Origin of the sequence: Saccharomonospora sp. NPDC046836 (assembly GCF_040645195.1) — a bacterium.
Taxonomy (GTDB): domain Bacteria; phylum Actinomycetota; class Actinomycetes; order Mycobacteriales; family Pseudonocardiaceae; genus Prauserella_A.
This window is the reverse complement of sequence record NZ_JBEYXW010000079.1, coordinates 1-8,361: the sequence shown is the minus strand read 5'-3', so window position 1 is coordinate 8,361 and position 8,361 is coordinate 1. Positions and strand designations below refer to the sequence as shown.

Sequence of the window (8,361 nt, the reverse complement as noted above, 5' to 3'; positions counted from 1 at the left end):
GCCCCCGTCCCCCGCCGCGCCCGCGTCGGCACGGTCGTGGTGCCAGTGCGGGTTCGAGCGCACCGCCCGCGACCGCGCCGGGGTCCCGGCCCTCATCGCCGCCCACACCGCGCACGCCGCCGTCTGCCCGCTGCTCGACCTGGAAGGAAACAAGGCCGCATGAGTGCTCCGATCGTTCCTCTGCACGACCGTGCGGCGGCCGGCGGGCCGCCCCGTGACCACGAGGCCGAACAGGCCGTGGTCGGCTCGATGATCCTCGCTCCAGCCGTCATCGCCGAGGTCGGCGCGGTCATGGACCCCGCCGACCACTACAGCGTCGCCCACGAGATCACCCACCGCGCGATCCTGGCCCTGCACGGCGAGGGCCGCCCCGTGGACCCGATCGCGCTGGGCCACCACCTGGAATCCACCGGCGACCTCACCCGCGCGGGCGGACGCCCCTACCTGCACACCCTGGTGCAGGCCGTGCCCAGCCCGTCCAACGCCGCCTACTACGCCGAGATCGTCCACGACCTGGCCCGCCGCCGCCGCAGCATCGAGGCCGGGACACGCATCGTGCAGGCCGGGCTGACCGGCGAGGCCAGCGCGGACGAACTGCGCGACATCCTCGCCCAGGGCGCCGCCACACTGCCCGACGCCTGGCCCGACCCCATCCCCCTCAACCAGCGCCCGCCGCTGCCCGACTTCCCCAACCACGCGCTGCCCGCCTGGCTGGGCGAGTTCACCTCCGCCATCGCCACCGAGACACAGACCCCCGTCGACATGGCCGCAGCCCTCGCCCTGTCCGTGCTGGCCACCGCCGCCGGCGGCCGGACCGTCGTCCACGTCCGGGGCCGCTGGCGCGAGCCCGTCAACCTGTTCGTCGTCGTCGCCCTGCCCCCCGCCAACCGCAAGAGCGCCGTCTTCTCCGCCATGACCCGCCCCCTCTACGAGGCCGAACGGCTCCTGAACTCCCAGGTATCCGGGCACATCGTGGAAGCGGAACTGACGGCGAAGATGGCCAAGGAAGCCGCCGACAACGCCGCCGCCAAGGCCGCCAAGACCGAAGGCCCCGAACACGACGCGCTGGTCGCCGAAGCCATCGCCCTGGCCCAGGCCGCCGAGAGCATGACCGTGCCGGTCAAGCCCCGCCTGCTCGCCGACGACACCACCCCCGAAGTCCTCTCCTCCCTCGTCGCCGAACAGGGCGGACGCATGGCCGTGATGTCGGCCGAGGGCGGCATCTTCGACATCATCGCCGGCCGCTACTCCGGCACCCCCAACATGGAGGTCTTCCTCAAGGGCCACGCCGGCGACCGCATGCGCGTGGACCGCCGCACCCGCGAGGAGTACGTCGAAGCCCCCGCCCTGACCATGGGCCTGGCCGTGCAGCCCTCCGTTCTGGAGGACATCGGCAGGAACCGCGGCTTCGACGGACGCGGCCTGCTCGCCCGCTTCCTGTACTGCCTGCCCACCTCCCTGGTCGGCCGGCGCCGCATCAACCCGCCCACCGTCCCTGACCACGTCAGCGACACCTACGAGCGCAACATCACCGCGCTCACCCTCTCTCTCGCCGACTGGACCGACCCGGCCGTCCTCCAGCTCTCCCCCGCCGCTGACAAGGCCCTCATCGCCTACGAGGAAGCCATCGAGCCCGACTTGGAGACCACCGGCGGCAAGCTCGGCCACGTCGGCAAGTGGGCCGGAAAGCTCGTCGGCGCCGCCGCCCGCATCGCCGGACTCCTCCACCTCGCCGAACATCTCACCGACGGCTACGGCAAGCCCGTCAGCGGCCCCACCATGATGGCCGCCATCGAGATCGCCGAATACTTCACCGCCCACGCCCTGGCCGTCTTCGACCTCATGGGCGCCGACACCACCCAGGCCCGCGCCCACACCGTCCTGGACACCCTCACCGCCAACGCCTGGGAATCCGTCTCCCGCCGCGACCTCTTCGCCAAACTCCCCCGCTCCGAGTTCCCCACCGTCGCCGAACTCGAAGCCGCCCTCGCCCTCCTCGAAGACCACGGCCACATCCGCACCCAGACGCCACCCCGCACCGGCAAACGAGGCCGCCCCCCGGCCCCCCGCTACCTCATCCACCCCCACACCCGGAACCCCACCACCTGACCCCGCACCCCGGAACCCCGCCGCAGAAAAAGCAGAAACAACAAAAATCCCGAAACCCAGCCCTGACCAGCAACAACACCCACCCCCGCCGCCCGCCGCAAAAATCAGCGGAACTCCCGCAGAAATACCCCACCCCCGGACCGACGCCCCTCCCCTCGGGCCCGCCCCAGCACCCTGCGGCGGGCCCAAGGGTATTTCTGCGGCGATTACCGCGATTTTTGCGGCGCCCACCCCACCCCGATAAAACCCCAGGTCAGACCGCAGATTCGGCATTTTTGCTGTTTTTGCTTTTTCTGCGGCGCCACCCCGCCCCCCACGCACCCGAGGAGACCGCCCATGGCCACCGCCCTGCCCGCCCGACTCCCCGAGCGCTACCTAACCCCCGAAGACCTCTGCCGCATCTTCAGCGTGCCGTTGGAGACCGTCTACCACTGGCGCAAGAAGCGCACCGGCCCGCCCGCCATCCGCATCGGCAAGCACCTCCGCTACGACCCCGCCGCCGTCCACGCCTGGACCACCCAGCTCACCGACGCCGCCTGACCCACACCCACCCAAACGAGGGGCCGCCCGCACCGGGCGGCCCCTCTCATACGTTCCGGAGGAACCGCCACACCATGGCCGGCCACATCCAAGACCGCTGGTACAAAACGGAACCCGACGCCAACGGCAAGGCCCGCAGGGTCAAGACCGACCGCCACGGCACCGGCATGCGCTACCGCGCCCGCTACATCGGCCCCGACGGCAGCGAAAGGTCGAAGAGCTTCCCCGACCGGCAGAAGCGCCTCGCCGAGCAGTGGCTGACCTCGACGGCCGCTGACATGGCCCGGGGTCAGTACGTTGACCCGAAGGCCAGCAAGACCACCTTTCAGCAGTACGCCGAACAGTGGGTGGCAACCCATACGACCGAGGTGAACAGTCGAGAGGCTGCCGAGCGTCGCCTGCGGCTGCACGCGTACCCGTACATCGGAACGCGCCCCCTTGCTTCCTTTCAGCCGGGCCACATCAGGACGTGGCTCGGCGCTCTGGAGAACAAGGTGCCCGCTACGTCCCACCGGCGGATCATCTTCGGTACCGTGTCCGCCGCCTTCAGCGCGGCTGTGGACGACGGTCTCGTTGCGAAGAACCCCTGCAAGGCCAAATCGGTCCAGCGCCCGAAGCTGGGCCACGGGCGCGTGGTGCCGTGGACCGCCAGTCAGGTGTTCTCAGTGCGGGCAGCGCTCCCCGACTCTCTGCGGACCGTGGTGGACGTGGCCGCCGGGTGCGGTCTGCGGCAAGGTGAGGTCTTCGGGCTCTCCACGGACGAGGTCGACCACGACGGCGGCTGGATCTCCGTCGAACACCAGCTCAAGCGGATTCGGGGGAAGTTCGTGTTCGCGCCGCCGAAGGGTGACAAGGTCCGGGACGTGCCGCTGCCGGCCAATGTCAGCGCGGCGCTCAAGGCACACGCCGAGGCGTATCCGCCGATCCTGGTAACTCTGCCATGGCGGCGCCCTGACGGTTCGCCCGTGACGAAGCAGCTCATCTTCGCAGGACCGGCTTCCAAACACGTTCGCGTGAGCCACTTCAATGATCACGTGTGGAAGCCTGCGCTTGCCACCGCCGGCATCATCCGGCAACCGGCGCTCGGTGAACGCTACGCGTCCGCTCCTGAACACGGCATGCACGCTCTGAGGCACTTCTACGCGTCGGTCCTCCTCGACGCGGGAGAGAACATCCGGGCTCTGAGTCAGTACCTCGGCCACGCCGACCCCGGCTTCACCCTCCGCACCTACACGCACCTGATGCCGAGCAGCGAAGGCCGCACCCGCAGGGCCGTTGAAGGGCTCTACAAGGCCGCCCGCAAGCAAGATCACGGCCCAGAGGCGGCCCAGTAGGCCCCAGTGCCTCCTCCTGAGAGGCGAAACTGCTGGTCAGGAAGATTCCGGTACAGCGGTCCGAGGCTTCATCTACTTCTGGCCGCTCTACACGGGGGAGCCGATCCCGGTGGACCAGTGGCAGCGGAGGATGTGGCTGGACACGTGGGTCTAGCGAGCGGTGGGGCCGGTACGCGGGCGCCCGGCAGAGGCAACTCACAGGGCCTACCGCGACACTGAGGTCGCGTGACGCAGGAGGTGCCTGGCTCCGGAAATCATCGGCCGCGCGCAGCACGTAGTGCCGCCGGTTACCGTCCCGGCAGGCGCTCGCCGACGCTGTCGGCGTGGGATTACGACAGGTACGACGGTGGGAGCGCGACGCGCCACCCTGGCCGCAAGGCGACGCGGGCCACCGCGAAGGGGCTTGTGGGGAGCGGCCGTTCGATGGCCGTCGATGGGCGGGGGGTGTCGGTGGCGCCGGGCTTCAGGGCAGGCCGGGCGTTGCGATAGCGGCGGGTCTCATGACGGAACGGTCTATTCCGGAGTACGTTCGCCGCATTTTTGCCTCCGCATGACCACTCCTGTGCTTAGAGTGCACCGGAGGGCAGGTGTTTGAACACGTTCAAATCTTCGTTCGAGCAGCTGCCGGGGAGACGGGGAGGGGACGATTCCGTGCGCAACGGAGCCAAGGCCGCGCTGGTCGGCGGGGTGTTTCTGGGCATGGTGGGGGCCGCCGGGTTCGGGGTCTACGAGCTGGTCGGCGATGTGGGAGGTGGGGGCGACGGGGTCGAGGCGGCCGCGGCGGAGAAGCCGACGGGGCCGCCGACCCGGGCCGAGGCGGCCAAGGCGGCCAAGGCGTTCTTCGCGGCCTGGTCGCGCCGGGACACGGCCGAGGCGGCGCAGCTCACCGACAACGCCGTGGCCGCCCGGAGCGCACTCGCCGACTACTTCGAGGCCGCCCACGTCAGCCATGTGCGCGTCACCGCAGAGGAGCCGGTCGGCCGCACCGTCGGCTACGCGGTCGAGGCCACCGTCTCCGTCGGCGAGCACCGGGGCACCTGGAAGTACGAAGGCGAACTGGAGGTGGTCCGGGGGGAGACGACGGGCCGGCCGCTGGTCGACTGGGCGCCCCAGGTGCTCCACCCGGACCTCCAGGCGGGGGACACGCTGGAGGCGGGGGAGGCCGAGGTGCCGCCGATCCGCCTCGTCGACCGGGCGGGCCAGGAGCTTAAGCGCTCCGGACACCCCTCGCTGGGGCCGCTGCTGGACACCCTGCGGGACCGGTACGGCAAGCAGGCGGGCGGCGAGCCCGGCGTCGAGCTGTGGATCGACCCCGAAGGCAGCGCGCCCCGGCAGACCCTGCTGACCCTCGCCGAGGGCAAGCCCGGCACCGTGCGCACCACGCTCTCCGCCGCCGCCCAGCGCGCCGCCGAACAGGCGGTGGCCGGCCGGGCGGAGGCGTCCGTGGTGGCGCTGCGGCCCAGTACCGGGGAGATCCTGGCCGTGGCCGACCACCGTGCGGACGGCTTCGACGCGTCCTTCCTCGGCCAGCTCGCGCCCGGGTCGACGATGAAGATCGTCTCGGCCTCGCTCCTCATCGACAAGGGGCTGACCGCCGCCGAGGGGGCCGCGCCCTGCCCGCCCTCGGCCACCTGGCAGAGCCAGACCTTCAACAACCTGCCGGGCCTCGCGCCGAATGAGAACGCCACCCTCGCCGACAGCTTCGCCCGTTCCTGCAACACCGCCTTCGTGAAGTTCGCCGACGAGCTGAAGGTGGACGACCTCACCCGCCAGGCCCAGGAGGTCTTCGGCCTCGCCCGCGACGACTGGCGGATCGGCGTGCCCTCCTTCGACGGCAGGGTCCCGGCCTCGGGCGGCCCCGACACGGCGGCCGCCCTGATCGGGCAGGGCCAGGTCCAGCTGAACCCGCTGACCCTCGCCTCGGTCACCGCCACCGCCCGTACCGGCGCCTTCCGGCAGCCGGTGCTGGTACCGCGCGAGCTGATCGACGGTGAGCTGGCCCAGGCGCGCGGCCTGGCGCCGGGCACGGCCGCGCAGTTGCGCGCCATGATGCACCGGACCGCGACCTCCGGCAGCGCGGCAGGCGCCCTGGCCGGGCTGGGCGGCGACATCGGCGCGAAGACCGGTTCGGCGGAGGTCGACGGGCAGGCGACGGCCAACAGCTGGTTCACCGCCTACCGCGGTGACCTGGCCGTCGCCGCCGTCGCCGAACAGGGTGGCCGGGGCGGCGAGAGCGCGGGCCCGATCGTCGCCGCCGTGCTGCGCTCCGGCGCCTGACCCGGCGTACGGAACCGTCTCCTCCGCGCGCCCCTGCCCCGGCCGACCGGCCAGGGAACGGGGTGTCCGTGGGCGGCACTACGCTGGGGCCCGTCGGTGCCGAGGGGGCGGCGGAGCTGCGGAGGGGACTGTGGGCAAGAGACGACGCGAGGTACGGCGCGAACCGGGCACCAACAACACCAGGAAATACGCGGTGATCGGCGCGGCCGCCGCCGTGGTGATAGGCGCCGGGGTCGGCGCCTGGGCCTTCACCGGCGAGGACGCGGCCGACCAGGCCGACGCGATACCCACCGGCCCCCTGACGGCGACCGAGGTCAAGGGCGCCGCGACCAAGTTCCTCGACGCCTGGGCGGCGGGTGAGCCCGCCAAGGCCGCCCGGCAGACCGACTCCCCCGCCGCCGCCCGGACCGCCCTGGACGCGTACGCGAAGAGCGCGAAGACCGGGCCGGTGGAGATCCAGAAGGGCAAGCGCGCCAAGGCGAGAGTGCCGTTCTCGGTGGCCACCACGGTCACCTGGGAGAAGACCGGCAAGCCCTGGGCGTACGAGTCGGAGCTGACCGTGGTGCGGCGGGCCGCCGACGGCCGCCCGCTGGTGCACTGGCAGCCGTCCGTCCTCCACCCCGACCTCGCCGAGGGCGACCAGCTGGTGACCGGTGAGGCCGGCACACCACCGATCCGCGCCCTGGACCGGGACGGCGGGGAGCTGACCAAGGAGGAGTACCCCTCGCTCGGCGCCGTCCTGGACAGCCTGCGCGAGCGGTACGGCGAGAAGGCCGGCGGCACCCCGGGCGTCGAACTCCGCGTCGTGCGGGCCGAGAAGCCCGACGAGGAGAAGAATGCGGACGGCGCCGAGGCCAAGTCCGGGAAGGACGACGAGCTGCCCGACAAGACCCTGCTGACGCTCGCCGAGGGCAAGGAGGGCACGCTGCGGACCACGCTCAGCGCCAAGGCCCAGGCCACCGCCGAGAAGGAGGTGGCCGAGCGGAAGAGGGCGTCCGTGGTGGCGCTGCGCCCCTCCACCGGGGAGATCCTCGCCTTCGCCAACTCCAGCCCGGAGGGGTTCAACGTCGCCCTCCAGGGCTCACTGGCCCCCGGCTCCACGATGAAGATCGTCTCGGCCTCGATGCTGCTGGAGAAGGACCTCGCGGGCATCGACAAGAAGCACCCGTGCCCCAAGTACTCCTCGTACGGCGGCTGGAAGTTCCAGAACCTCGAGAAGTTCAAGATCACCGGCGGTACGTTCCGGGACAGCTTCGGGGCCTCCTGCAACACGGCCTTCATCAGCCAGGCGAAGAAGCTGAAGGACGACGACCTGACCAAGCAGTCCCAGCAGGTCTTCGGGCTGGGCAAGGACGACTGGGCCATCGGCGTCCCGTCGTTCGACGGCGCCGTGCCCGTCCAGTCCGACGCCTCGATGGCCGCCTCGCTCATCGGCCAGGGCGGCGTCCGCGCCAACCCGCTGAACATGGCCTCCGTCGTCGCCACCGCCAAGACCGGCGAGTTCCACCAGCCCTACCTGGTCTCGCCCGAGGTCGACGGCCGCTCCCTGGCCAAGGCCGAGCGGAAGCTCTCGGCGTCGGCGCAGAGCCAGCTCAAGGCCCTGCTCACGCACACCGCCGTCGCCGGGTCCGGGGCCGAGCCCATGGCCGGGCTCGGGGCGGATGTCGGTGCCAAGACAGGCAGCGCCGAGGTGGACAACCAGAAGAAGCCCAACGGGTGGTTCACCGCCTGGCGTGGCGATGTGGCGGCCGCGGCGGTCATCCAGGAGGGGGGCCGGGGCGGGGCCTCGGCGGGGCCGTTGGTGCGGGCGGTGCTGCTCGGGTCCTGACGGGGTAGGGGGTTGGCGAGGCCGGGCCGGAGTGACGGGTCCGGCCCGGTCTTCGCTCGATTCCCTGCCTTGGAGGGTGCTTTGTGGATGTGCGGTCCGTGCGCAAGGTGATTCTGCTGGGGACGCTTGTGGTGGGGCTGGTGCTCATTTCCCTTGTGGCGGGTGCCATCGCGTGGGTGGACGCCACGAGGTGACGTCGGGTCTCCGGTGAAGCCGTGCCTGCGGAACAGTTCGGCGGCAGCGGTGAGCAGCTGCTCGCGCCGGGATGGCGTG

Annotated in this window: 5 protein-coding genes; all 5 read left to right on the top strand. The window is 71.5% G+C overall.

All coding sequences use genetic code 11. The annotated features are described in order from the left end of the window. The first annotated feature begins 159 nt into the window (after positions 1-159). The 5 genes from ABZ863_RS34650 (at position 160) to ABZ863_RS34630 (ending at position 8,088) form a co-directional block, all read left to right on the top strand. Positions 160-2,109, top strand: coding sequence for a DUF3987 domain-containing protein (locus tag ABZ863_RS34650; RefSeq protein ID WP_358543924.1), 1,950 nt, complete (start codon positions 160-162; stop codon positions 2,107-2,109). Between the two features lie 336 nt (positions 2,110-2,445). Next, positions 2,446-2,649: a helix-turn-helix domain-containing protein gene (locus ABZ863_RS34645; protein ID WP_047140885.1), complete on the top strand. Its 204-nt coding sequence runs from the start codon at positions 2,446-2,448 to the stop codon at positions 2,647-2,649. Between the two features lie 74 nt (positions 2,650-2,723). Continuing rightward, the gene (locus ABZ863_RS34640) at positions 2,724-3,983 is read left to right on the top strand and encodes a site-specific integrase (protein WP_358543921.1); all 1,260 of its coding nucleotides are present in this window, start codon (positions 2,724-2,726) and stop codon (positions 3,981-3,983) included. 651 nt (positions 3,984-4,634) lie between these two features. Continuing rightward, on the top strand, positions 4,635-6,260 hold the full coding sequence (locus ABZ863_RS34635) for a penicillin-binding transpeptidase domain-containing protein (RefSeq protein WP_033947410.1): 1,626 nt from the start codon (positions 4,635-4,637) through the stop codon (positions 6,258-6,260). Between the two features lie 130 nt (positions 6,261-6,390). Continuing rightward, positions 6,391-8,088, top strand: a complete 1,698-nt coding sequence (locus ABZ863_RS34630; protein WP_358543918.1) for a penicillin-binding transpeptidase domain-containing protein — start codon at positions 6,391-6,393, stop codon at positions 8,086-8,088. The last annotated feature ends 273 nt before the right edge of the window (positions 8,089-8,361 follow it).